The 22082-nt window shown below is 71.3% G+C and carries 26 protein-coding genes; 16 read left to right on the forward strand and 10 right to left on the reverse strand.

Annotated elements, in window-relative coordinates; all coding sequences use genetic code 11:
• Nucleotides 1-75: 75 nt before the first annotated feature.
• The 3 genes from ACIBK1_RS26590 to lipB are packed head-to-tail and all read left to right on the forward strand — an operon-like array spanning nt 76 to nt 2415.
• Nucleotides 76-966 (forward strand): TIGR01777 family oxidoreductase, encoded by an 891-nt coding sequence (locus tag ACIBK1_RS26590; RefSeq protein WP_396738414.1) that lies wholly within the window; start codon nt 76-78, stop codon nt 964-966.
• A 34-nt stretch (nt 967-1000) separates the two neighbouring features.
• Nucleotides 1001-1741 (forward strand): Type 1 glutamine amidotransferase-like domain-containing protein, encoded by a 741-nt coding sequence (locus ACIBK1_RS26595; protein ID WP_030508869.1) that lies wholly within the window; start codon nt 1001-1003, stop codon nt 1739-1741.
• 5 nt (nt 1742-1746) lie between these two features.
• Nucleotides 1747-2415, forward strand: coding sequence for a lipoyl(octanoyl) transferase LipB (gene lipB / locus ACIBK1_RS26600; protein ID WP_051761889.1), 669 nt, complete (start codon nt 1747-1749; stop codon nt 2413-2415).
• Between the two features lie 3 nt (nt 2416-2418).
• Here lipB and ACIBK1_RS26605 read toward each other — a convergent pair whose 3' ends face one another.
• Complete coding sequence (locus ACIBK1_RS26605) at nt 2419-2706, reverse strand: DUF6204 family protein (RefSeq protein WP_357322230.1); 288 nt, start codon at nt 2704-2706, stop codon at nt 2419-2421.
• Nucleotides 2703-3356 carry a TetR/AcrR family transcriptional regulator gene (locus ACIBK1_RS26610; protein WP_396738419.1) on the reverse strand — a complete coding sequence of 218 codons (654 nt, stop codon included), beginning with the start codon at nt 3354-3356 and terminating at the stop codon, nt 2703-2705. Before ACIBK1_RS26610 ends, ACIBK1_RS26605 begins: the two co-directional genes overlap by 4 nt.
• 82 nt (nt 3357-3438) lie before the next feature.
• Here ACIBK1_RS26610 and ACIBK1_RS26615 point away from each other — a divergent pair, with 82 nt between their 5' ends.
• The 4 genes from ACIBK1_RS26615 to ACIBK1_RS26630 all read left to right on the forward strand — a co-directional run bounded on the left by ACIBK1_RS26615 (nt 3439) and on the right by ACIBK1_RS26630 (nt 7192).
• Nucleotides 3439-4611: a hypothetical protein gene (locus ACIBK1_RS26615; protein ID WP_396738422.1), complete on the forward strand. Its 1173-nt coding sequence runs from the start codon at nt 3439-3441 to the stop codon at nt 4609-4611.
• Nucleotides 4612-4746: 135 nt separating this feature from the next.
• Nucleotides 4747-5688 (forward strand): lipoyl synthase, encoded by a 942-nt coding sequence (gene lipA / locus ACIBK1_RS26620; RefSeq protein WP_030508864.1) that lies wholly within the window; start codon nt 4747-4749, stop codon nt 5686-5688.
• 29 nt (nt 5689-5717) lie between these two features.
• Nucleotides 5718-6389, forward strand: coding sequence for a DUF4191 domain-containing protein (locus tag ACIBK1_RS26625; protein WP_387068358.1), 672 nt, complete (start codon nt 5718-5720; stop codon nt 6387-6389).
• A gap of 5 nt (nt 6390-6394) precedes the next feature.
• Nucleotides 6395-7192, forward strand: coding sequence for a class I SAM-dependent methyltransferase (locus ACIBK1_RS26630; protein WP_030508862.1), 798 nt, complete (start codon nt 6395-6397; stop codon nt 7190-7192).
• A gap of 40 nt (nt 7193-7232) precedes the next feature.
• Here the strand turns inward: ACIBK1_RS26630 and ACIBK1_RS26635 are convergent, their stop codons facing one another.
• From ACIBK1_RS26635 to ACIBK1_RS26645, 3 genes are all read right to left on the reverse strand, one after another.
• Nucleotides 7233-8519, reverse strand: a complete 1287-nt coding sequence (locus ACIBK1_RS26635; RefSeq protein ID WP_396738425.1) for an ArsB/NhaD family transporter — start codon at nt 8517-8519, stop codon at nt 7233-7235.
• A 216-nt stretch (nt 8520-8735) separates the two neighbouring features.
• Complete coding sequence (locus ACIBK1_RS26640; protein ID WP_396738428.1) at nt 8736-9194, reverse strand: CBS domain-containing protein; 459 nt, start codon at nt 9192-9194, stop codon at nt 8736-8738.
• Nucleotides 9195-9238: 44 nt separating this feature from the next.
• A complete protein-coding gene (locus tag ACIBK1_RS26645) occupies nt 9239-9514 on the reverse strand; it encodes a hypothetical protein (protein WP_030508859.1) in 276 nt (91 codons plus the stop codon).
• Nucleotides 9515-9734: 220 nt separating this feature from the next.
• On the opposite strand from ACIBK1_RS26645, the gene ACIBK1_RS26650 reads away from it, so the two are divergent.
• Nucleotides 9735-10787 (forward strand): HAMP domain-containing sensor histidine kinase, encoded by a 1053-nt coding sequence (locus ACIBK1_RS26650; protein ID WP_396738431.1) that lies wholly within the window; start codon nt 9735-9737, stop codon nt 10785-10787.
• Between the two features lie 3 nt (nt 10788-10790).
• On the forward strand, nt 10791-11447 hold the full coding sequence (locus ACIBK1_RS26655; RefSeq protein ID WP_030508857.1) for a response regulator: 657 nt from the start codon (nt 10791-10793) through the stop codon (nt 11445-11447).
• Nucleotides 11448-11465: 18 nt separating this feature from the next.
• Here ACIBK1_RS26655 and ACIBK1_RS26660 read toward each other — a convergent pair whose 3' ends face one another.
• Complete coding sequence (locus ACIBK1_RS26660; protein WP_030508856.1) at nt 11466-11927, reverse strand: RDD family protein; 462 nt, start codon at nt 11925-11927, stop codon at nt 11466-11468.
• A gap of 109 nt (nt 11928-12036) precedes the next feature.
• On the opposite strand from ACIBK1_RS26660, the gene ACIBK1_RS26665 reads away from it, so the two are divergent.
• From ACIBK1_RS26665 to ACIBK1_RS26680, 4 genes are all read left to right on the forward strand, one after another.
• On the forward strand, nt 12037-13092 hold the full coding sequence (locus ACIBK1_RS26665) for a hypothetical protein (protein ID WP_156080966.1): 1056 nt from the start codon (nt 12037-12039) through the stop codon (nt 13090-13092).
• 169 nt (nt 13093-13261) lie between these two features.
• Nucleotides 13262-14686, forward strand: a complete 1425-nt coding sequence (glnA, locus tag ACIBK1_RS26670) for a type I glutamate--ammonia ligase (RefSeq protein ID WP_030508854.1) — start codon at nt 13262-13264, stop codon at nt 14684-14686.
• A 281-nt stretch (nt 14687-14967) separates the two neighbouring features.
• A complete protein-coding gene (locus ACIBK1_RS26675) occupies nt 14968-15807 on the forward strand; it encodes a helix-turn-helix domain-containing protein (protein ID WP_197042675.1) in 840 nt (279 codons plus the stop codon).
• A gap of 66 nt (nt 15808-15873) precedes the next feature.
• Entirely contained in the window at nt 15874-16455 is a 582-nt protein-coding gene (locus ACIBK1_RS26680; protein ID WP_030508852.1) for a dihydrofolate reductase family protein, read from the forward strand.
• 18 nt (nt 16456-16473) lie between these two features.
• Here the strand turns inward: ACIBK1_RS26680 and ACIBK1_RS26685 are convergent, their stop codons facing one another.
• Complete coding sequence (locus tag ACIBK1_RS26685) at nt 16474-17238, reverse strand: SDR family NAD(P)-dependent oxidoreductase (protein WP_363416099.1); 765 nt, start codon at nt 17236-17238, stop codon at nt 16474-16476.
• 166 nt (nt 17239-17404) lie between these two features.
• Here ACIBK1_RS26685 and ACIBK1_RS26690 point away from each other — a divergent pair, with 166 nt between their 5' ends.
• The gene (locus ACIBK1_RS26690) at nt 17405-17830 is read left to right on the forward strand and encodes an MmcQ/YjbR family DNA-binding protein (RefSeq protein ID WP_030508850.1); all 426 of its coding nucleotides are present in this window, start codon (nt 17405-17407) and stop codon (nt 17828-17830) included.
• 58 nt (nt 17831-17888) lie between these two features.
• Here the strand turns inward: ACIBK1_RS26690 and ACIBK1_RS26695 are convergent, their stop codons facing one another.
• Nucleotides 17889-18614 carry an HAD family hydrolase gene (locus ACIBK1_RS26695; RefSeq protein ID WP_396738437.1) on the reverse strand — a complete coding sequence of 242 codons (726 nt, stop codon included), beginning with the start codon at nt 18612-18614 and terminating at the stop codon, nt 17889-17891.
• Nucleotides 18615-18689: 75 nt separating this feature from the next.
• Entirely contained in the window at nt 18690-19931 is a 1242-nt protein-coding gene (locus tag ACIBK1_RS26700) for an MFS transporter (protein WP_030508848.1), read from the reverse strand.
• A gap of 83 nt (nt 19932-20014) precedes the next feature.
• Here ACIBK1_RS26700 and ACIBK1_RS26705 point away from each other — a divergent pair, with 83 nt between their 5' ends.
• Together ACIBK1_RS26705 and ACIBK1_RS26710 are read left to right on the forward strand one after the other, a co-directional pair.
• Nucleotides 20015-20887, forward strand: a complete 873-nt coding sequence (locus ACIBK1_RS26705; protein ID WP_036407160.1) for a LysR family transcriptional regulator — start codon at nt 20015-20017, stop codon at nt 20885-20887.
• Nucleotides 20888-20891: 4 nt separating this feature from the next.
• On the forward strand, nt 20892-21506 hold the full coding sequence (locus tag ACIBK1_RS26710; protein WP_396738440.1) for a class I SAM-dependent methyltransferase: 615 nt from the start codon (nt 20892-20894) through the stop codon (nt 21504-21506).
• Nucleotides 21507-21516: 10 nt separating this feature from the next.
• Here ACIBK1_RS26710 and ACIBK1_RS26715 read toward each other — a convergent pair whose 3' ends face one another.
• Nucleotides 21517-22035, reverse strand: coding sequence for a GNAT family N-acetyltransferase (locus ACIBK1_RS26715; RefSeq protein WP_396738443.1), 519 nt, complete (start codon nt 22033-22035; stop codon nt 21517-21519).
• Nucleotides 22036-22082: the final 47 nt, after the last annotated feature.

Below are 22082 nucleotides of genomic sequence, written 5' to 3' on the forward strand. Positions count from 1 at the left end.
ACCGCCACAGGGGCCGTCCCGCGCTTCGCGGGGCGGCCCCGTCCGTTTCCGGGTAGTGATGCGTGCGTGGAGACGATGACGACAGTGGTGACAGGCTCGTCGGGGCTGCTCGGGACGGCTCTGGTGAGCGCGCTGCGCGCCGACGGGCACGAGGTGCACCGTCTCGTACGGCGGGCGCCCGCCGGGCCCGACGAGTCCTTCTGGGACCCGGAGGGCGACGTGCTCGACCCCGGCGCGCTGGAGGGCGCGGACGCGGTCGTCCACCTGGCCGGCGCCGGGATCGGCGAGCGCCGGTGGTCCGAGGCGTACAAGCGGAAGTTGGTGAACAGCCGTCTCAGCGGCACGCGCACCCTCGCCGCGGCGCTGGCCCGCGCCGAAGGCGGACCGCGGGTGCTGCTGTCCTCCTCCGCGATCGGCTTCTACGGCGACACCGGGGATCGCGCCGTGGACGAGTCCGCGCCGGCGGGCACGGGCTTCCTGGCCGATCTGGTGCGCGGCTGGGAGGCCGCCACCGAGCCCGCCGGAGAGGCGGGCGTGCGGGTGACGCTGCTGCGCACCGGGATGGTGCTCAGCGGCCGGGGCGGCGCGCTCGCCCGGATGCTGCCGATCTTCAAGATGGGCGCGGGCGCCGTGCTCGGCAGCGGCAGGCAGTACGTCTCGTGGATCTCGCTGCCCGACTGGGTGGACGCGGTGCGCTTCCTGCTCGCGCACGGGCTCGCGGGGCCGGTGAACCTCACGGCTCCCGAGCCGGTGACCAACGCCGAGTACACGGCCGCGCTCGCGAAGGCGCTGCGGCGCCCGACGATGCCGCTGCCGGCCCCGCGCCTCGCGCTGCGCCTGGCGCTCGGGGAGTTCGCGGAGGAGGCCCTGCTCGCCGGTCAGCGGGTGCTCCCCCGGCGGCTGCTCGACGCGGGTCATCGGTTCGCCCATCCCACCATCGGCGAGGCGCTGGCCGCCGTACTCTAAAGAGTCATTCGATCCGGGAACAGGAGTGATGGGCATGAGCCGCATCGGGCAGTCGCACATCGTCGCCATCGGAGGCGGCTCGTTCCGGCAGACGGAGCGATACGGGTTCATCGAGCCGACCGCCCTGCTGCGCTACGTCCTCGACCTGACCGGCCAGGACCGCCCCAAGCTCGGCCTGCTCGCCACGGCCACCGGCGACGACGCCGACTGGCTGCTCAAGATGTACGGCGCGTTCGCCCGCTGGGACGTCGAGGTGAGCCACCTGACCGTCTTCCCGATGCCGAACGTCGAGGACCCCCGCGAGTGGATCCTGGAGCAGGACGCGATCTACGTGAGCGGCGGCAGCGTCGCCAACCTCGCCGCGCTGTGGCGGCTGCACGGCCTGGACGAGGCGTTCGCCGAGGCGTGGCGGGCGGGGATCGTGCTGTCCGGGCAGAGCGCCGGCGCGCTGTGCTGGCACGTCGGCGGCAACACCGACTCGTTCGGCCCGACGCTGCGTCCCTGGGCCGAGGGCCTGGGCCTGCTGCCCTACTCGTGCGGCGTCCACTACAACTCCGACCCGCAGCGGCGGGCGCTGCTGCACGAGTCGGTCGCGGCGGGCGAGCTGCCCGAGGGGTACGCCGCCGACGAGGGCGTGGCGCTGCACTACGTGGGCACCGAGTTCATCCAGGCCGTGACCACCGACCCCCAGGGGTACGCCTACCGGATCGAGCGGGACGGGCCCGCCGTCAAGGAGCTGCGTATCGAGCCCCGGCTGCTCACCTCTACGCTGTGAACGTGATGGGCGATGGGAACGTGAAGGGCGTGGCCATCGTCCGCCTGGGCGTCGACGTTCCGTACGAGCAGGCGTGGACCCTGCAGCGGCGGCTGCACGCGCGGCGGGCGGCCGGCGAGATCTCCGACGTGTGCCTCGTGCTGGAGCACGCCCCCGTCTACACGGCGGGCAAGCGGACGCTGCCGCACGAGCGGCCGGTCGACGGCACCCCGGTCATCGACGTCGACCGGGGCGGGAAGATCACCTGGCATGGCCCGGGGCAGCTCGTCTGCTACCCCATCATCCGCATCGGCGACGTGGTCTCTTACATCCGGTCGCTGGAGGAGGTCCTGATCCAGGTCTGCGCCGACTTCGGGGTGACGGCCCGGCGGGTCGAGGGCGCCGGCGGGATATGGGTGCCCGGCGACCCCGCGCACGGGGTGCCCGACCGCAGGCTCGGCACGATCGGCATCCGGGTCTCCGGCGGGGTCACCATGCACGGCTTCGCGCTCAACTGCGTCAACGACCTGAGCTGGTACACCCGCATCGCCGGAGACGACGCCGGGGTCACGTCGCTGGCGGCCGAGACCGGCCGGCGGATCACGGTCGACGAGGTCATCCCGTTCGCCGGCAAGCGTCTCGCCGAGGCCCTGGGCGAGGAGCCGTACGACCTGTACGAGGAGGATCTCGCCTGACGCCTACGCGCCCCGGCCCTTCCGGCGGATCTTGATCTGGCGCATGTCGGTCACCGCGACCCGCAGGATCTCGTACGGGTGCCCGTGCGCGTCGAGCGCGGCCATCGCCCCCAGCGTGGCCTCGTCCTCGCCGTCGTCCGGCCCGGCGGGCACCTGGCAGCGGAAGGTGAAGGCGGACACGCTCGCGTCGTGGGTGAACGTGCCGCCCTCGGTGTAGGCCGCGCCGCCCGCCGCCGTCACCGCGGCCCGGCCGGCGTCGTCGAGCCCCTTGAACTTGCCCCTGATCGTCACTCTGAACACGGTCGTCCCTCTCGTACGGCATAGGCGCGGACGCGCTCGCCCAGGAGGCTCTCGGCGACGTCGAGCAGCTCCAGCACGGCGGCCGCGATGGCGTCCGGGCTCTCCCCCGCCGTCGTACGCCGCCCGATCTCGGCGTAGACCAGCGAGTGGAGGCAGCCGATGTGCCAGGCGATCAGGCGCGGCAGCGGATCGGCGGCGTCCGCGCCGGTCTCCTCGGCCAGCTCGGCCGCCAGCGCGTCGGTCATCCGGCGGCCGAGGTCCTCCAGCCGGGCGGTCAGCGTGGGGGCCGCGCGCATCATCTCCAGCACCCGCCCGAATCCCGCGCTCAGCCCGACCGCGCGTTCGCGTCCGCGAATCTCCCGGCGCAGGCGATCCAGCACCGCGCCGGCCGCCGACTGCCCCGGCGGCCGCTCCCGCACGATGTCGGCCAGCCGCCGCGGCGACGCCTCCTCGGGCGGGAGCACGAGGTCCTCCTTCGCCTGGAAGTAGTTGTAGACGGTGTTCACCGACACCTCGGCGGCCCACGCGACCTCGGCCATCGTGACGTTGTCGAAGCCGCGCTCCACGAACAGCCCGATCGCCACGTCGGCGATGTGCTGCCGGGTCCGCCGCTTCTTGCGCTCCCGCAGTCCCTCGGCCATTGCTGCACCCTACTCTAAAATTGCAATGCATTGCGGTTTTCGGCCTCTCGCCGAGCGGGACCGCCTCGGTGATACTCGCGGCATGAACCTCTCCTCACCCCCCGGCGAGGTCCGTGCCGATCTGCTGCCCCGTGACGCCATGAGGCGGTTCCACCGGCTCCGGGGCCGGCGACTCGACCGGCCCCGCACGGCCGCCACGCTGGTCTCCCTCGCCCTGTCGGCCGTCGTCCACGCGGTGACCGCCGCCGTCCTGGCCGCCGGCGTCCTCATCGTCGTCGGCTGGGGCGGGAACGTGATCGGCTGGCTGTGCGGCAGCGTGCCCATCGCCATCGCGATCTGGACCAGGCCCCGTACGGTCCGGCTCCCGGACGGCGCCGAAGAGGTCACCAGAGCCGAGGCGCCGGCTCTGTTCGAGGCGGCCGACCGGATCGCCGGCGCGGTGGGGGCGGCGCCACCCACCGCGATCCACCTGCACGACCGTCTCTACCGGTGCGCCCATCTGCGCCCCGGGCTGCGACGGCGGCCCGTGCTGCTCGTCGGCCTCCCGCTGCTGCTCACGCTGACGCCGCGCGAGCGGGCGGGCATGCTCGGCGCGGAGCTCGCGCGCGACGTCAGCGGCGACCCCGGCCGCGGCCTGCTCGTCCCGTCGGCGCTGGCCACCGTGGGAGAGTGGCGGCACGCCCTCACGGGCATGCGGGTCGACGGCTACCGCGATTTCGGCGATCCCCTGGTGGAGGCGAACAGCGCCGTCAAGGGGGGCAGGATGGCGTCGCAGGCGATCGGCAAGGTCACCGGCTGGATTCTGGTGTGGCCGCTGTTCCTCGCCGAGCTCGCGCTGCGCCAGCTCGTCTCCGCCCAGTCGCAGCACGCCGTCTACTACGCCGACCAGGTCGCGGCCCGCGCCGTCTCGTCGCGGGCCGTCGTCGAGTATGTCGACGCGCTCGTCATGGCGGAAAGCCGCCTCACTCCCGTGATGGCCGCGGCCAGGCGCGGGGAGACGGCCGACGAGATCCGCCGTGCCGTGCTCTCCAGGGACGCCGGCCCCGGCATGGTGGCCGCGCGCCGGGAGAAGTCCCTCGCCGGGCAGGCCGCCTGGCAGGCGGAGCCGCCGATGGCGCTGCGGGCCTCACTCCTCGAATCCGCCGGCGTCGAGGAGGGCTCGGCGGGCCTCGGCTCCGGCGAGTCCGACCGGATCGACGCCGAGCTGTCCCGCCGGCTCGCCCGCGCCGTCCGGGAGCTGTCCCGGATCACCTGAGAGCAGGTAATAAGCTGGACGTGTGAACGAGCGTTCCGACAGGCACGCAGGCCCGCGTACGGCGCAGGGCCGCGTGCTCCCGCTCGGACCCCGGGCCCGCGGACCGCTACCGCGGAGTGCTGCGAAGGAAGTCGCATGACCGTCGCTCCTGAAGGCCGAAAGCTCCTCCGCCTGGAGGTGCGCAACAGCCAGACCCCCATCGAGAAGAAGCCGCCGTGGATCAAGACCCGGCTGCACAACGGCCCCAACTTCAACGAGATCAAGTCGTTGGTGAAGGGCGCGGGGCTGCACACCGTGTGCCAGGAGGCGGGCTGTCCCAACATCTCCGAATGCTGGGAGGACCGCGAGGCCACCTTCCTCATCGGCGGCGACCAGTGCACCAGGCGCTGCGACTTCTGCCAGATCGACACCGGCAAGCCGGCCGAGTACGACAGGGACGAGCCGCGCCGCGTCGCCGAGTCGGTGCGCCAGATGGGCCTGCGCTACGCCACGGTGACCGGTGTCGCCCGTGACGACCTGCCCGACGGCGGCTCCTGGCTGTACGCGGAGACCGCCCGGCAGATCCACGAGGCGGTGCCCGGCTGCGGCGTCGAGCTGCTGGTGCCGGACTTCAACGGCGACCGCGGCCAGCTGGAGGAGGTCTTCTCCAGCAGGCCCGAGGTCTTCGCGCACAACATCGAGACCGTGCCCCGGATCTTCAAGCGGATCCGGCCCGCGTTCCGCTACGAGCGCTCGCTGCAGGTCATCACCCTGGCCCGCGAGGCGGGGCTGGTCACCAAGTCGAACCTCATCCTCGGCATGGGCGAGGAGCGCGAGGAGATCATCCAGGCGCTGCGCGACCTGCACGAGGCCGGTTGCGATTTGGTGACCATCACGCAGTATCTGCGCCCCACCCCCCGCCACCACCCCGTGGACCGCTGGGTCAAGCCCGAGGAGTTCGTGGAGCTCCAGCGTGAGGCCGAGGAGATCGGTTTCGCCGGCGTCATGTCCGGGCCGCTGGTGCGCTCGTCCTACCGGGCCGGCCGCCTGTACCAGCAGGCGATCGCCGCCCGCGTGGGCGAGTCTCGTTTTCATTAAGTCAGCTCGACGTTTGTATCCTTCAGAGCATGGCGAAAGACGCAGCGTCTCCGGGGCGCCTCAAGCAGCTCCGGATGGTCGCACAGATCATTCAGCAGGCGAACCCCAAGGGCATGCCGATCGTTTACGCGTCGGCTCTGGGCACGCTCGTCCTGTTCGTCGTCATCGGCGTGATCTTCGGCTGGACGTGGATCGTGTTCGGCGTCTTCGCCGCCGTGCTGGTGGGGATGATCGTCTTCAGCCGTCTGGCGCAGAAGGCGCAGTACTCGATGCTGCACGGCCAGCCGGGGGCGACGTACGCGATCCTGCAGAGCCTGCGCGGCACCTGGTATGTCGAGGAGAAGCCGGTCGCGGTCAACCGCGACCAGGACCTCGTCTTCCGGGTCGTCGGGTTCCCGGGGGTCATCCTGGTCTCCGAGGGCCCGTCGAACCGGGTGCAGCGCATGCTCGTCGCGGAGAAGAAGCGCGTGCAGCGCGTCGCGGTCGACGTGCCCGTGTACGACGTCCAGTGCGGTGACGCGGAGGGTCAGATCCCCCTGGCCAAGCTCCAGCGGCACATGATGAAGCTGCCCCGCAACCTGAAGAAGGGGGCGGTGTCCGAGGTCAACAACCGGATGCGCGCCCTCACCCCGGCCATCCCGATGCCGAAGGGCCCCATCCCCAAGGGCGCCCGGATGCCGCGCGGCCCCAAGATGCGCTGACGACGTTGGACTTCGTGGGAAGGCGGCCGGTCTCCCGGTCGCAGACCTCCCGGGCCAACCGCGGTTGGTGGGACGGCGCGGCCGACGACTACCAGGCCGAGCACGGCGAGTTCCTGCGCGACGACGGCTTCGTGTGGTGCCCCGAGGGCCTGGACGAGGCCGAGGCCCGGCTGCTCGGCGACGTGGCGGGGCGCCGCGTGCTGGAGATCGGGTGCGGCGCCGGCCAGTGCGGCCGGTGGCTGCTGGGACAGGGCGCGACGGTCGCCGCGGTCGACCTGTCCTACCGGCAGTTGCAGCACTCCCGGCGGATCGACATGGCCGCCGAGGTGTGGCTGCCCGTCGTCCAGGCCGACGCCGAGACGCTGCCGTTCGGGGACGAGTCGTTCGACCTCGCGTGCTCGGCCTACGGGGCGCTGCCGTTCGTCGCGGACGCCGGGGCGGTGCTCGCCGAGGTGCGCCGGGTGCTGCGGCCGGGCGGCCGGTTCGTGTTCTCCGTCAGCCACCCCGTGCGGTGGGCCTTCCCCGACGATCCGGGCCCGCGCGGCCTGACCGCCGACCGCCCCTACTTCGACCGATCGCCGTACGTCGAGTTCGGCGAGGACGGTGAGGCGTCGTACGTGGAGCACCACCGGACGATGGGCGACTGGGTGGGCCTGATCGCCGCCTCCGGCCTCGTCCTGACCGGCCTGACGGAGCCGGAGTGGCCGCCGGGTCACGACCGCGCGTGGGGCGGCTGGAGTCCGCTGCGCGGCCGCCTGCTCCCCGGCACGGCGATCTTCCGGTGCGTCAGGGCCGCGTCGTAGGACCCGGCGGCGGACGGCCCCGCGTTCCCGCGCGCTCATCTCAGGCGAAGTAACGCAGCCAGACGTACACCCAGGCCATCGTGATGCTCAGCGCGGTGACGAGGACGCCATAGCGGGTGAACTGCCAGAAGCCGATGCGGTGGCCGGTCCGGGCGGCGATGCCCACGGCCACGACGTTGGCGCTCGCCGCCACCGCGGTGCCGTTGCCGCTGAAGTCGGCCCCCAGGGCGAAGGACCACCACAGGGCCTGCCCGGTCCTCGCGTCCGGCGCCTGGGCGACCATCTCCTCCACGACGGGCACCATCGTCGCGACGTAGGGGATGTTGTCGAAGAACGCGCCGAGCACGCCGGAGCCGAACAGCAGCGCCGTGGCCGACAGGAAGTGGTCGCCGCCGAGCGCGCCGACGGTCCAGCCGCCCATCGTCGCGATGACACCCGTGTTCGCCAGGCCGGCGACCAGGACGAACAGGCCCATGAAGAAGACCAGGGTGCTCCACTCGACCTCTCGCAGGACGTCGGACACGTCGGCGCGGGACACCAGCAGCATCACCCCGGCGCCCACCAGGGCGACGATCGACGGCTCCACGTGCACGACGGGGTGCAGGCAGAACGCGGCGACGACCCCGCCGAGCACGATCATGCATCGCACGAGCAGGCGCGGGTCGGTGATCGCGCGCCGTTCCTGCAGCGCCATCACCGCGGCCACCCGTTCCGGTGCGTAGTGGAACGACGTGCGGAACAGCACCCGGGTGAGCAGCACGAACACCACGAAGACGACGACCACGATCGGCGCCATGTGGACCAGGAAGTCGTTGAACGTCAGGCCGGCGCGGCTGCCGATGATGATGTTGGGCGGGTCGCCGATGAGCGTGGCCGCGCCGCCGATGTTGGACGCGAGGACCTCGGCGATGAGGTACGGCTGAGCCGGGATGCCGAGCCGGTTGCAGACGACCACGGTGACCGGCGCGACGAGCATGATCGTGGTGACGTTGTCCAGGAACGGCGAGGCGATCGCAGTGATGATCATCAGCATGACCATCAGCCGGTACGGCCGGCCCTTGGACTTCTTGGCCGCCCAGATGGCGAGGTAGTCGAAGACTCCCGTGTGCTTGACGACGCCGACGATGATCATCATGCCGAGCAGCAGGAAGATGACGTTCCAGTCGATTCCGGCGGCCTCGGAGAAGAACACCTCGTCGCCGGGGATCAGCCCCAGGACCGCCATCGCCCCGGCGGCGACGAGGACCACCTTGACCTTGTGCACCTTCTCCGACGCGATGAAGACGAAGGCCACCAGGAAAATCGCGAAGGAGACGGCCGCGCTCACGTGCGGCGCCCCGGTGGTCCGGCGGTGCGCGCACGGCAGGCGGGGTTGCGGAACGGCGTCCCGGTGGGCGGGCGCCGCGACGACGACGGCATGGCGAAGCGGTGAATGATCGGAACCTCCGGATCGTGGGGACGCCGCACGGCGCGACGCGGACGGACGCGAGATGGGTCTGCGACCGGAAAGGGTGCGGGACGGCCCGCCGCCGAGATGGGGAGATCACTCACCCGGTGGTACGAGCGCCAGGCTGGTGAGCAGCCGCTCCAGGGTGATCGCACCGGCCAGGGTGCCGTCCGGCCCGACGACGGCGGCGATGGGGCTGCGCAGCCGCGTCATGAGGGCGGCCACTTCGAGCAGGGTCGCGTCGAGGGGCACCGTGACCGGCCTGGGCGGCCGGGACGGCAGGCACTCGCCCACCGTTATGCCGGCCAGTTCCTGCCAGAGGCGGTCGGCGTGGGATTCGTCGATCGCCCGGGCGAGCGCCGGGTCCTCCTGATAGGCCCCGGGCACCGTGAGACGCAGGACCTGCGTGCCGGGCAGCACCCATCCCGGCCGTCCCCTGTCGTCCACCACGATCAGCCCGGGCATCCGGTTCAGCACCATGATCCGTACGGCCCGGGCGACGGAGTCGTGGACGGTCACCGTCGGCAGGTTCACAACGACATCGCGTGCTTGCATCAGACCATCACATCGATCGGAGAGGCGGACGGTTCCTGGCGTGGTCATCGGGCCGCCTCCACGAACTCGGCGAAGCGGCGTTCCAGATGGGCGAGCCGATCGAGGACGGGCCTGCTGTGCAGGATGTCGGCGAGCTGATCGGCCTCGCGCCGGTCCAGTGTGATCACCTGCAACGGCGTGTCGGGCTCCGCGGAGCCATAGAGGAGAAGCCTCCGGCCGCCGGACTTCTCCACCAGCACGCCGAAGCGCTGTCCGTCGCGGGTGACGCACTGGTGCACCACGGTCGCGACGCCGGGCAGGGTGGCGCGGGTCACGTCCATCTCAGCTCCCTCCCATCGCGGCGAGCGGCGCCGGGGAAATGAGGCCCGCCGGCGTCATCGCGTCCCCTCTCCGCCCGTCGTCACCAGTCTTCGAGACGGCGCGGGCCACCACCATCGGGTGCGACACCCATATCGGGAGAGGTATGACATGTAGGACGGCCGCACGATGGGGGGCAGCCCGCATGGACACCGGCGCACGCGGACGAGCAGGCTGTGAGCCGTGAACGAGCGCACCGATTCGCGTACCGACCCGCGGGCCGGCCCGCGTATCGACTCGGGGGCCGGCCGAGCGGCGGCGACGCGGTCGCGGCATCCGGCCCGCGCGCTGTTCTGGCGGCTGTTCGCGATCAACGGACTGGTCTTCACCGCCGGGACGTTCGTGCTCGCGCTCTCCCCCGCCACGGTGTCCTCACCGGTCCTGCTCGCCGAGATCCCGGTCCTGATCGTGGGCCTGGCCCTGATCATCACGGCCAACGCGCTGCTGATCCGCAAAAGCCTCGCCCCGCTGGACGCGCTCACCACGCTCATGCGGCGGGTCGACCTGCTGAGGGCGGGCGACCGGCTCACCGACAGCGGCAACGGCGATCTCGCCCAGCTGATCGGCACGTTCAACGAGATGCTCGAACGTCTCGAAGCCGAGCGCAGCGCCAGCAGCGCGTACGCGCTGGCCGCGCAGGAGGGGGAACGGCAGCGGATCGCGCGCGAGCTGCACGACGAGATCGGCCAGAGCCTCACGGTGGCGCTGCTGTCGCTCAAGCGCGTCGTCGACCGGGCGCCCGAGGAGCTCCGGGAGGAGCTGCGCTCGGCCCAGGAGACGGTGCGCGCCAGCCTGGACGAGGTGCGGCAGGTCGCCAGGCGGCTGCGGCCCGGGGTCTTGGAGGACCTCGGCCTGCACAGTGCGCTGAGCGCGCTGAGCAGCGATTTCGCGGGGGCGAGCGGAATCGCGATCACGCGTGAGGTCGACCCCGGCCTGCCCGCCCTCAGCGGCGAGGTCGAACTCGTCCTCTATCGGATCGCGCAGGAGGGGCTGACGAACGTCGCCAGGCACTCCCACGCCCGCCACGTGGAGCTGTCGCTCCGGCAGGAGGAGGGACGGCTCACACTGCGCATCGCCGACGACGGGCGCGGGGGCGTCCGCAGGGAAGGCGCCGGGATCCGCGGCATGCGCGAGCGCGCCCTTCTCATCGGCGCCCGGCTGACCGTCGACTCCCCGCCCGGCGGCGGCACGGACGTGCGTCTGGTCGTACCCCCGCACGCGGTGAAGGAGAGCTGATCGATGGAGAGCCCCAAGACCCGCATCCTGCTTGCCGACGATCACGCGCTGGTCCGGCGCGGACTGCGGCTGATCCTCGACGCGGAGCCCGATCTCGTCGTGGTCGCCGAGGCCGCCGACGGCGCCGAGGCGGTCGAGGCCGCCCGGTCCGAGGAGATCGACCTCGCCATCCTCGACATCGCGATGCCCCGCATGACGGGGATCCAGGCGGCGCGCGAGATCTCACGGCACGCCCCCCACATCCGGATACTGATCCTGTCGATGTACGACAACGAGCAGTACTTCTTCGAGGCGCTCAAGGCCGGCGCCTCGGGCTACGTGCTCAAGTCGGTCGCCGACCAGGACCTCCTGGAGGCCTGCCGGGCGGCGATGCGCGGGGAGCCCTTCCTCTACCCGGGCGCGGTCACCGCCCTCATCCGCGACTACCTCCGGCGCGCCCGGCAGGGCGAGCGCGTACCGGACAGCATCCTGACGCCCCGGGAGGAGGAAATCGTCAAGCTCATCGCCGAGGGCAACTCGGCCAAGGAGATCGCGGAGACGCTCTTCATCAGCGTGAAGACCGTGGACAGGCACCGCGCGAACATCCTGCAGAAGCTGGGCATGCGCGACCGGCTCGAACTGACCCGTTACGCCATCCGCGCCGGCCTCGTCGAACCCTGACCGCGGCCTCCCTCTATGTCAGAGGTTGACCACGACAGTGCCGCTCGCGCGGTCGTGTAGGCCGCGCCGGTCGCGGTCCCAGATGAGCGCGGGCACGGCGAGGCACAGCAGCAGCGTGCGCACCAGCACGCCGGAGAAGTGCGGCCGCCCGCCGTCGAGCCGGGCCACGCGGATGCCGAACAGGCGCATCCCCAGCGTCATGCCGATCGTGCCGACCAGCAGGACGTACTCCGCCGCGAAGACGCCGAGTCCGACCGCGCCGACGTCGTTTCCCTGGAAGCGCAGCAGGCCGCCGGCGATGGCCCAGGTGCACAGCAGCCAGTCGACGACGACGGCGCCGATCCTGCGTCCCCACCCCGCGACCGCCCCGGGACCCTGCTCGGGCAGACCGAGGCGCTGCCCCGGATAACCCAGGTCCACCCCGGCGGCCCGCGGGCCCCCCATCCAGGTCTGCGTCCAACGCGGCTGCCGGTCGTTCATGGTTTCCCAGCGTATCGGGGAGGGTCGCCGGTCCGGCGTCCGGCCGCGAAGCCGTACCTCCTGTGCGGGCTTTTCGCATTGAATCCCGGTATCTTGAATCGTTTCCGACTTGAGCGCTTTGGAGGGCACCGTGCGACCGGCGGACCCCGATGACATCGACGCGCGCTTCGAGGCGCTGGTCGCGCAGTTCGACGAGGACGAGATCCGGCGGATGACCACGGCGGCCGAGACGGACGTTTATCCGCCGGGACGGCGGCGCCGCCCGGCCGCGTTGCTGGTGATCGCGGGCCTGGTCGTGCTCGTGGGGCTCGTCGTCGTCCTGCGGCCGGACGTCCTGGAGCGGCTCGGCATCGTCCGCCCGGCCGCAGGCGGCGAGAAGCTCATGATCTCCGGTCCCGTGGTCGCCCGGCCGGGTCCCGTGCTGACGCCCATTCCCGACGGCGAGGAGGGCCTGTTCGACCACGGCCCCGTCCCGGCGCCGTCCGACGCCCCGTTCGCCGGCACTCCCGCCGTCGACTACGCCGACGGCGAGCAGGGGCTGGCCATGCCCGCGGCGCGCTCGCTCGGCGGGCTCACCGAGCAGGAGGTCGGCGACGCCCTGCGGCGCGTACGGCGACTGCTGTCGGCCGCGCACCTCGACCCGGCCACCGTGCGCGGCGGACGCCCGGAGGAGTTCATCCGCCTGCTGCATCCCCGGCAGCGCGAGACGTTCCTCCGTCACCTGCGCGACAGCGGCCCCTCCGGCACCCGGTCGTGGCTGTTCAGCCTCGCGCCGGACACGGCCGAGCCGGTCGGGGACGTCGTGAAGGTCTCCGGCGAGACGACGATCTCCGAAAGGGCCGGTGGAGGCGTCAGGATCGAGACGGACTATCTGTTCGTCCACCCGGTCAGCCGCCCCGGCGCGCCCTCGATCGTGACGAGGGTCGTCGAGCACCACAGAAGCGAATTCTCCGCGTACCGCGAGGACGGAAAGCTCGTCGTCTGGGTGAACAGCGACAGATCGGCCCTCTTTGGTGCGAATTGCACACCGGATGACGGATTCGTACGTCCGCGATTCCCCGGCGACCCGCAGGGAGCGCGGCCCTCCGGCGAGCCCGTCGATCCCTACGACCGCGTCCCGGGCGTTTCCGGCGGGCCGCGCTGCCCGGCCGCGTTGGGCACCTGACCTGCGAAAAGGTCGTACGATGGAGCCCGGGGAACGGCGGGCCGACGATATCGCCGCGACCGCCCGGGTAGCGCATTCCCTTAACACGCGCGAAACAATCGAGACATGGGGCGGAAACGGCATCGGCCTATTTTCGGGTTGCTAGCCCATGCCCCTGGGAGGTTCGAGAGTGTTCAACTCCGCCGATGACGTCCTCAAGTTCATCCGGGACGAGGGTGTGCAGTTCGTCGACGTCAGGTTCACGGACCTGCCGGGGACGACGCACCACTTCACCTTCCCGTCCGAGAACTTCGGGCCGAACGTCTTCACCGACGGCCTCATGTTCGACGGCTCGTCGATCCGCGGGTTCCAGGCCATCCACGAGTCGGACATGCTCCTGCTGCCCGACCCGACGACGGCCGTGCTCGACCCGTTCCGTCAGCACAAGACGCTGAACATCAACTTCTTCGTGCACGACCCGCTGACCGGTGAGGCCTACAGCCGCGACCCGCGCAACGTCGCACGCAAGGCCGAGGAGTACCTCAAGGGCACCGGCATCGCGGACACCGTGTTCTTCGGCCCCGAGGCCGAGTTCTACATCTTCGACGACGTCCGCTTCGAGACGAAGCAGAACGCCGGCTACTACTACATCGACTCCATCGAGGGCGCCTGGAACACCGGCAAGGCCTCCGAGGGCGGCAACCTGGGGTACAAGCCCCGCTACAAGGGCGGCTACTTCCCGGTCCCGCCGATGGACCACTTCACCGACCTGCGCTCGGAGATGGTGCGCAACCTCATCGAGGCCGGCATCGAGACCGAGATGCAGCACCACGAGGTGGGCACCGCGGGCCAGGCCGAGATCGACTTCAGGTTCGGCACGCTGCTCCAGACGGCCGACAAGCTGATGCTGTACAAGTACATCATCAAGAGCACGGCCATCCAGGCGGGCCGCACGGTCACGTTCATGCCCAAGCCGATCTTCGGTGACAACGGCTCCGGCATGCACTGCCACCAGTCCCTCTGGAAGGACGGCGAGCCGCTGTTCTACGACGAGGTCGGCTACGCCGGTCTGTCGGACATCGCGCGCTACTACATCGGCGGTCTGCTCAAGCACGCCCCGTCGCTGCTGGCCTTCACCAACCCGACGGTGAACTCCTACCACCGCCTGGTGCCCGGCTACGAGGCCCCGGTCAACCTGGTCTACTCGCAGCGCAACCGCTCGGCCTGCGTCCGCATCCCGATCACGGGCTCGAACCCGAAGGCCAAGCGCATCGAGTTCCGCGTGCCGGACCCGTCCTGCAACCCGTACTTCGCCTTCGCCGCCATGCTCATGGCCGGCATCGACGGCATCCGCAACAAGATCGAGCCGCCGGAGCCGGTCGACAAGGACCTGTACGAGCTGCCGCCGGAAGAGGCCCGCAACATCCCGCAGGTGCCGGGCTCGCTGGAGAAGGTGCTCGACGCGCTCGAGGCCGACCACGACTACCTGCTGGAGGGCGGCGTGTTCACGCCGGACCTCATCGAGACGTGGATCTCCTACAAGCGCGAGAACGAGGTCGACCCGATCCGCCTCCGCCCGCACCCGCACGAGTTCGAGCTCTACTACGACGTGTGACCGGTGACCGCGCGGTGACGTGCTCGTCCATCGCGCGGTGTCCGGCCGGTTCCGCCTCAGTTCCGTCCGAGCGACGATCACCCCATCGAAAGCCCGTGGCAAGGTTCCGTACCTTGCCACGGGCTTTCCGCAATGCGCGCTCACGGCGGCCCTGACCGGGCCGCACGCGCCGCCGTCACGGCAACGCCGCCGCCTCCCGCCGGCGCTCCCGGCGATCGGGTGAAAGCACGCCGGACGGCGGCGGGGTTGATCGCGAACAGGGTCGCCGCGATGCTGTGGGCGTGGAGTACGTGTCCAGAGTGCCGCGACCGCCGCTGGACGGGCTGATCGACGACCTTTACTACCTGGACGGTGCGCCGCCGTACGCCCGGCTGACGCTGCCGCCGATGCCGTCGGCGTTGCTCATCGTCAACCTCGGGGCACCGTTCCGCATCCGATCCGGCACCGACATCGAGACGGCCGAGTACGCCGACGGCTGCATGGTCACCATGCCCACCCGCGCGTTCGAGTTCGGCTACCCGCTCCCGAGCCGGTCCGTCGGCGCGCACGTCAAGCCGTGGGGGCTGGCGCCGTTCCTGCCGATGCCCGCGGCCGAGCTGTGTGACCGGCCGGTGACGATAGAGCAGGTGTGGGGCCGGCCCGCCGTCGCTGAGCTGCGAGACCGGATGGCGACGGCGGACGGACCGCACGAGATGCTGACGCTGCTCGAGGAGGAGCTGATGCGACGGCTGTGCGAGACCGCCGGTCTGGGGCTGGTCCGCCATACGAGCAGCGTCATCGCGGCGACCAGCGGGGCGGTGGCGATCGGCGACCTGAGCGTGGCGGCCGGTGTCAGCAGCACTCATCTGGCACAGCGGTTCAAGGAGCTCATCGGCGTCACGCCGAAGCGGCTGGCCCGCACCTGCCGCTTCGCCGCCACCGTGTTCGCGATCGATCCCGCCGGCCCGATCGACTGGAGCGACCTCGCCGGTGGCGCGGGCTACTTCGACCAGGCCCACTTCGGCCACGAGTTCCGGGCGTTCACCGGGCTCACGCCGACCCGGTACGTCGAAGTCCGGCGGCGGTTCCTGCGCGAACATCCCGGCCACGTGATGGACGGCTGGCCGCTGCCGGCCGATTGATTTCTTACAAGAGCGACGGCTCACGACTCGCTAATTTGGGGGCACCCCAGAGCAGAGGAGAGCCCCGTGGGCAAGGTGGTCATGTACAGCTCGGTGTCGGTGGACGGCTTCGTCGCGGACGAGAACGACCAGCCCGGACCGCTGTTCGACTGGCTGTCCAGCGGTGACGTCGCGTTGGACGAGAGCGGCGAGCTGAAGGTGTCGCAGACGTCCTACGACTACACCCGGGCGTACTGGGACCAGATCGGAGTCACGATCGTCGGCCGCCACGTCTTCGACCTGACGGACGGCTGGGGCGGCACGCCGCCGAGCGGGATCGACCACGTGGTCGTCGTGTCGCACCGGCCGATGCCCGAGGGCTGGGACCCCGAGGCGCCGTTCCACTTCGTCGACGACGTCGAGGCAGCCGTGGCCAAGGCGCAGGAGCTTGCGGGCGACCGCGTGGTCGAGGTCGCCGCCGGCGACGTCGGTGGCCAGGTGCTTGCCGCGGGCCTGATCGACGAGGTGCGCATGGACGTCGTACCCGTCGTGTTCGGGTCCGGCAAGCGCTACTTCGGGTCGGTCCACGCGCAGCACCTGTTGGAGGATCCTGACGTGGTGATTCAGGGCAACCGGGTGCTTCACCTGCGCTATCGGGTGCGCCGTTGACCGATCTGATGCGCCGCGTCATGCGGCGATGACGGCCGTGGTCGTACGGCCGCCGTCCACGTCCAGCACGATGCCGTGGACGAACGCGGCCTCCTCACTGGCGAGGTAGACCGCGGCATGCGCGACGGCCTGCGGCTCGCCCATGCCCCCCGCCGGAGTGCCGTTCATCATGACCTCGCCCGGGTGCGCCACCCCCGGAGTGGGCTCCAGGATCACGCCCGGGGAGATCGCGTTCACGCGCACGCCGCGAGGACCGAATTCGGCGGCCCAGGCGCGCGTAAGGGTCTCCACCGCGCCCTTGGTGGAGCTGTAGAGCGCGCCCACGGGAACGCCCAGGCGCGTGATCCACGACCCCAGGTTGATGATCGCCCCGCCGCCGGCCTCGACCATGGCCGGAGCGATCGCGGCGGTCAGGAAGAACGGCGCCTTCACGTTGACGGCGTAGACCTGGTCGAAGGTCTTCTCGTCGGTGTCCGCCGTGCTGTCCCCGGGGTAGATCCCGGCGTTGTTGACCAGGATGTCGATGCCCCCGCCGAGAACGGACATCGCCTCCCTCGCCAGGGCGTACGAGGCCTCGGCGCTTCCGTCCAGATCCGCCTTCACGAAGTCGGCCCGACCACTACGCGCACGGATGCCGTCGACGACTCTGCCACCCCGCTCGGCGCTGCGGCCGGATACGATCACGTGCGCGCCCTCCGCCGAGAACGCCTCCGCGATCGCCCGCCCGATGTTGCTCGTCGATCCGGTCACCAGCGCCCGCTTGCCCTGTAGCCGTCCACCCATTACGCGCTCCTGTCATCCTCGTCTGCCTGTGCCCGCACCGGAACCTGGTCCGGTCACCCGTGCGGCACTGCCACTGTGCGAGATGAAAAATGGACCGGCAAGTCCAATCAGGTCACCGCGGCCCTGGGGGACGGCTGCCGCGGCAGCATGTGGATAGTGTCCATTCATGACCATTACGGACGACATCCGGCGCTGGGCCACGGCGCTGCCCGAGGTCGAAGAGGTCAGTCACTTCCGGTTCCACGTTCCCGTCTTCAAGGTTCGGGGCCGGACCTTCCTCGGCATGGGCAGGGACGAGACGACGGCGGTGTTCTGCGTCGGCGAGCAGCAGGCAGCCGACGCGTCGCAGGCCGACCCGTCCGCCTACGAGGCCCTGCGCCGCCCCGATGCGCGGAAGAGCTTCCTCGGGCTGCAGGTCGAGCTGGGCGGAGTCCCGGCGGAACGCGTCAGGAGTCTCGTGGAAGAGGCATGGCGTCAGCAGGCGCCGAAGCGGCTGGTGGCCGAGCATGACCGCACAGCTCGGCCTGAGATCGCGAGAAAGGGGGGGTCAGCGCGCGAGCGCCTCACGGATCAGCGCCGTGGCCTGGTCTAGAACCCACGGGTGGGTGATGTGGAGGGTGACAGAGAAGTAACCGGTTGATGCGCGGCAGTCACGGTGAGGGCTCATATGAGTCCGTCGCCGGGACGGCAGTGAGCGCACCGGCCAGTTCGGCAAAGTTCGATACGGCGACCGAACCGCCGTTGCCGGCGAGATGCTTGCGGCTGCCGTTCCTGCTCACCACGCCGATCGCCTGGATACCGGCTTCCGCCGCCGCATACATCCCCAGGACGGACATGCTGACGAGAGTGCAATCGGACGGTTCCGCTCCCAGCGCCTTCACCGCCTGCCGCGCGAGATCGAGACCCGGCCATTCCGACATCGCCGGCCGTTGTTCACGCCCGACGACCGCTTCCACCAGCGGTCGCAGGCCGTGCAGGTCAAGGTAGGTCTCCATGGCGTCGGAGCAGATGTCTCCGGCCACGACGATGCGCCTGCCGCTGGCCCGGCAGGCCTGCAACACCTCCTGCGCTCCCGATGTGGGCACGGCCGTCGTGGCCGCCGCCAGCTCGGCCTCCCTCACCATCTCCTCGGCCTGCGCCCCGTAGTCCGGGCCGACGCTGTAGGCGTAGCCCATCTTCGCGACAGGGTCGGATTGGATGGCGATCAGGACCGACATCCTGTGTCCTGCCGAGAAGAGCATCTCGTGGATCCTGTCCGCGATCGCCGCCGTGTCCACACCGCGATAGAAATCGCAAAGTGTCCCATCGAGCGGGATCAGGACGATGTGGGTCCGTGCCAGGACACGGGCGACATGTAGCCGCACCCTCGTACTCATAAGCGGAAATCTCCCACATAGAGGGGGCGGCGGCTGATTCACACCGTCGCGCAACCGCGGCCCCACCACGTGGGTTCACTGTTTCGAGCCAGCCGGCGCATGGGCGGGGGTCCTGCGCAGCAGGAGTGTGAGAGCGCCGGTGCCGATGAGCAGGAGCACGGCGAGGGCGACCACCCCTGGCCACCCGGCGTCCGTCCAGGCGCGCCCCGCGAGGCTGCCGAAGACGGAGGACCCGAGGTAGTAGGTGAACAGGTAGAGCGAGGCGGCCTGGCCCGTGGAGACCCCGCCCGCGTGCGCCCGTGCCGGAACCCAGCCGCTGGCCACCCCGTGGACGGCGAAGAAGCCCGCGGTGAGGAGAGCGAGCCCGATCACCACGACCGGCAGCGAGGACGACAGCGTCACCAGCGCGCCGGCGACGGCCAGCAGGCAGCCGAGCGGCGTCACGGTCCGGCGTCCGTAGCCGTCCGCCAGCCGGCCGGACACCGCGGAGCTGACCGAGCCGATGGGATAGACGAGGAACATCAGGCCGGCGGCTCCGACGCCGAGGTGGAACGGCGCGCCCGAGAGCCGGAAGCCCAGGGTGTTGAACACCGCGACCAGAGCCCCCATCGAACAGCCGCCGATGCCGTACAACGCGAGCAGTCCGCGGTCCGAGACCGCGCGCAGGCTCCCGCGGAGCAGGGCGCGCATGCTCGCGGGGGCCGCGGTGAAGCGCCGGGAGGCCGGAAGCAGCACGCGTACGGTCAGGGCGCAGAGCAAGCCGAGTACGGCGGCCGCGGCGAGAGCCCAGCGCCAGCCGCCGGCCTGGGCGACCGCGCCGGTCAGGAGGCGACCGGCCATCCCGCCCAGCGCCGTGCCGCCGACGTACAGACCGGCGACGCGGGCGTGCGTGGACGGGTGCAGTTCCTCGCGCAGATAGGCGGTGGCCACCGCGGGGAGCCCGGCCAGTGTGATGCCCTGGAGCGTCCGCAGGACCACGAGCGCCGGCCAGCCGGGCGCCAGCGCGCACGCGGCCGCGACGACGGCGGACGCCGTCAACGACAGGTGGATCAGCCGGGTGCGCCCGACGACGTCGGACAGGGGGCCCGCCACCAGCAGCGCGACGCCGAGCCCGAGCGTGGTGAGCGACACGCTCAGCGTGCTCTCCGCGGTGGACACCCCGAACTGCGCGGCGAGCTCGGGCAGGATCGCCTGGGTGCTGTACAGCAGCGCGAAGGTCGCCACCCCGGCGGCGAACAGCGCGACGACGACCCGCCGGTATCCGGCGGTGCCCGGCAGGTGTCCTTCCACGGCGGAGGTCTCGAGAACAGCGGTCACCCGAACGACTGTGCACTTGCTGCCGTTATGCGTCCAATGCGATGATAAGCGGCTTTCGATACGCGATGCGTATGATGGCGGGCATGCTGCTCCGGGACCTGTCCTGGCTGGTCGCCCTCGCCGAGCACCGGCACGTGACCGACACCGCCGCCATCCTGCGCACCAGCCAGCCGACGCTCTCGCGCGCCCTCGCCCGGGTGGAGGCCGAACTCGGCACCCGGGTGTTCGAGCGGGCGCCGGACGGGGTCCACCTGACGCCCAACGGGAGACTCGTGGCGGCGGCCGCGCGCGACCTCACGGCACGCTACGAGCAGTTGCTGACCGACCTCCGGAGCCTGCTCGACCCGGACACCGGGGTGGTGCGCCTGGCCTTCCTCGACTCCATCGCCACCTCCCTCGTCCCGCGGCTGCTGCGCGCCTTCCACGAGCACGCTCCCCGGATGCGCATCCTGCTGCGCCAGGAACCGGCGCACGAGATCGTCCAGGATCTGCGCACCGGGGCCGCCGACCTCGCGATCACCTCCCCACGCCCGCCCGGAGACTTCGGCTGGCACCCGCTGCAGGAGGAGCGGCTGGTGCTCGTCGTGCCGCCGAGCCACCGGCTGCGTCACCGGGAGGAGGTGGCCCTCCAGGAGCTGGCGGACGAGGAGCTCGTCACCACGCCGGTCGGCTTCGGCTACCGGGCCCTGGTCGACGCGCTGCTGCGCGACGCCGGGGTGTCCCCCGCCGTCTCCTTCGAGAGCCAGGACCTCGCGACCATCGAGGGCCTTGTCGCGGCCGGGCTCGGCGTGGCCGTCGTCCCGGAGCCCTTCGCCGGGCAGTCCGGCACCGTCGGCGTCAGGATCGCGGCGGAGGCCGCCCGCCGCACCATCGGCCTCGCCTGGCGTACCGACCACGATCCGGCCGCCCCCGCCACCCGCTTCCGGGACTTCGTCATGACGCCCGCTCTACGATGACCCGATGCGCCAGGCCGACTCGGACCCCTACTGGAACACCAACGTCGCCCGGCACCCGGGCATCCTCCGCGCCGTCCCCGAAGGGTGCGGTGACGCGCTGGACGTCGGCTGCGGAGACGGGCTGCTCGCCCGGAAGCTGACCGGCCGGGCCAAGCGCGTCACCGGCGTCGACAGATCGCCGGAGATGATCGCCCGTGCCCGAGAGCTCGCGGCCGGGCGGCCGGAGCTCACCTTCGTCGAGGGCGACTTCCCCACCGCCGTCCTGCCCGCCGAGGAGTACGACTTCGTCTGCTCGGTGTCCGCGATCCACCACATGGACTTCGACGCCGCCCTCACCCGGATGCGCGCACTGCTGCGCCCCGGCGGCACGCTGGTGGTGGTCGGCCTGGCTCGCGAGGCGTCCCCCGCGGAGTGGGCGGCGATGATCGCGGCCGCCCCGGTCGTGCGAATCACGAAGGTGCTGCGCCGCGCGCGGGAGCCCGAGGGGATGCCGGTGGCCGCACCGCGGATGAGCTACGGGCAGGTGCGGGCCGCGGCGGGCCGCCTGCTGCCGGGCGTGCGCTACCGCCGGCACGTGCTCCGCCGATACTCCCTGACCTGGACGAAGCCCGGCCGATAGCGCTCGATGGTCAACCCAGGGCCCGGCGATAGCGAATCTCGGTGAGCGGAAAGCCGTCCGACTCGTCGTGCAGTGCGGCGCCGTCGGGGCGCCAGCCGCCGCGCTCGTAGAACCGCCGCGCGCGGGTGTTCCCGTCGACGACCCAGAGGACGGCCTGTTCATACCCGGCGGCGGCGAGGCTGTCCAGCGCGGCGGCCATGAGACGCCCACCGACCCCGGCGCCCCATATCTCGGGCACCAGGTAGATCGCCGATATCTCCGCCACCACGGCGGGATCGACGTCGTCGTCCCGGCCGGGGCCGAGCGAGGCGAACCCGGCGACGGAGCCGTCCGCCTCCGCCACGAGGACCTCCGTACGCGGCGGGGCGGCCTCCCCCAGCAGCCGCTCCCAGACGGGCAGGCGCATGGCCGCAGTGAGCCCGTCGAGATGGGCCTGAGGCATGAGCCCCGGATAGGCGGCCTGCCACGACCGGACGTGGACGACGGCGATCGCCTCCGCGTCCGCCGGTTCGGCGCGTCTGATGACCATCCACGCTCCATTTCCGCTTTCCGACGCCGCCCGTTGTACACCTCACT

It is taken from the genome of Microbispora rosea, from assembly GCF_044460045.1.
Classification (GTDB): domain Bacteria; phylum Actinomycetota; class Actinomycetes; order Streptosporangiales; family Streptosporangiaceae; genus Microbispora; species Microbispora rosea.